The following is a 1,444-nucleotide window of genomic DNA, read 5'->3' as shown; positions in this document are numbered from 1 at the left end:
CGCCAGGATCGAACGGGCAGGCCGCGACGAAGCGGGCATCTTGCAGGGATTTCAGCGGCCGCAGATTGCTGGCCACATTCGCGAGATTCGTGACTATCTCGAAAAGCCGAACGCGATTCTTCCCAATCCGATCGTTGTGGCCTTCATGAGTTCTGCAAGCCTCGAGTTGTTGCCACCGCCTAGCGGTGGCAGCGGAGGTCAGTTCGGTCACCTCACGATCGATATAACGAACGGCGCTCCCGGGTGGATCGTCGATGGACAGCAGCGATTTACGGCGCTCAATGAATTACGCGGTCGTGAGTTCGAAGTGCTGGTATCGGGCTTCATCTGTGACAGTATCGAGGAACTCCAAAAGCAGTTCATTCTCATCAACAACACCCGCCCGCTGCCAAAGGCGCTTGTCTACGAACTGCTACCGCAAGTCAGTGATCTGCCGCCGCGCATGTCCAACAGGAGCCAAGCGGCACTTATGATTGAGGCGCTGAACTATCGTGAGGGTTCGTCCCTGCGCGGCTTGATCCGCCAGCAGACAAATCCAAAAGGCATCATTCGCGACACCGTCTTGCAGCGTGTTGTCATGAACTCGCTGACAGACGGTGCGCTTCGCCTCTACGCAGACGACAACCAATTGCTGCTCGATCGCGGTGTCGATCTGGTCAGCGAATACTTCCATGCGGTGAAGCATGTGTTTGCTGATGATTGGGAGGGAAAGTCGCCGAAGACATCGCGACTGGTACACGGCGCCGGGATCATTGCGATGGGCTACGTCATGGAGGCGCTGCATGTAATGATTGGCGCAGAGGACCGAGAGTCCTTCGCTCGGGGGTTACGGCACCTCAAGGGTCGTACCGCCTGGAGTTCGGGTGAGTGGGCCTTCGGACACGAACGCCGGCGTTGGAATGGCTTGCAGAACGTTCCCTCGGACATCCGACAATTGTCGATGCACCTTGTGCAGGAACTGAAGCGGGCCCTGCCGCGCACTGTCGAGGCGGCGTAACGCCATGGTCTATGCGGTCAAGGAAATCTTCTACACGCTTCAAGGCGAGGGCCAGAACGCGGGGCGCGCGGCGGTTTTCTGCCGGTTTGCCGGTTGCAATCTCTGGTCAGGTCGCGAAGTCGATCGATCTAAAGCGATTTGCCAGTTCTGCGATACGGACTTTGTCGGGACGGATGGAGATGGCGGCGGCCGCTTCAGCGCCGCCGGTGATCTCGCCCAAGCGATTGCAGAAAAATGGCCGTCAGGCGACATACGACGTCGCTTCGCAGTCCTCACGGGGGGCGAACCGCTGCTTCAACTCGACGCTTCTCTCGTAGTGGCCCTTCACGCCAAAGGTTTTGAAATCGCTGTCGAGACAAACGGCACGTTGACGCCGCCTCCAGGGATCGACTGGATTTGCGTAAGCCCGAAGGCCGGCGCACCGCTGGCCCTGACACGAGGCAACGA

At 58.9% G+C, this 1,444-nt stretch carries 2 protein-coding genes; both read left to right on the top strand.

The window, feature by feature from the left end:
• On the top strand, positions 1-997 hold a 997-nt coding region (dbpB, locus tag EN780_RS34190), incomplete at its 5' end, for a DGQHR domain-containing protein DpdB (protein ID WP_128276454.1).
• 4 nt (positions 998-1,001) lie between these two features.
• Positions 1,002-1,444 (top strand): 7-carboxy-7-deazaguanine synthase (queE, locus tag EN780_RS34185; RefSeq protein WP_128276453.1); only part of this gene is annotated, 443 nt, incomplete at its 3' end.

The organism is Mesorhizobium sp. M4B.F.Ca.ET.089.01.1.1, from assembly GCF_004022605.1.
Taxonomy (GTDB): domain Bacteria; phylum Pseudomonadota; class Alphaproteobacteria; order Rhizobiales; family Rhizobiaceae; genus Mesorhizobium; species Mesorhizobium abyssinicae.
This window is presented reverse-complemented; position numbering and strand designations above follow the sequence as displayed.